This window comes from Pseudomonas sp. SIMBA_068 (assembly GCF_046534705.1).
In the GTDB taxonomy this organism is placed as follows: Bacteria; Pseudomonadota; Gammaproteobacteria; order Pseudomonadales; family Pseudomonadaceae; genus Aquipseudomonas; species Aquipseudomonas putida.
Map to the genome: position 1 here is coordinate 1 of NZ_JAWRYI010000927.1, position 258 is coordinate 258.

Consider the following 258-nt stretch of genomic DNA (forward strand, 5'->3'; position numbering starts at 1 on the left):
CTACAATAGCCAAAACAAGACTTAACGCGCCCCAATACAATGTGTACCAATGCGCTGCTTGCAAAAAGTGTCCATAGCCGTTTATATCAGAGTACGGTACGCTACTGCTTTTCGAAAAATGATACATATGGTGTTCAAATCCATACGAATCCATTACCATTTGCACTATGTAGTACAAAATAAATAACCCCATTCCTACGTATTTATTTGGGCTAATAATTTGTAAAAAGAAGGCAAGCACCGTAAGCATAATTAACG

At 37.6% G+C, this 258-nt stretch carries 1 protein-coding gene; it reads right to left on the minus strand.

What is annotated here, in order from left to right; translation table 11 throughout:
* Positions 1 to 258 (minus strand): hypothetical protein (locus tag SB756_RS32110; protein ID WP_410913506.1); only part of this gene is annotated, 258 nt, incomplete at both ends.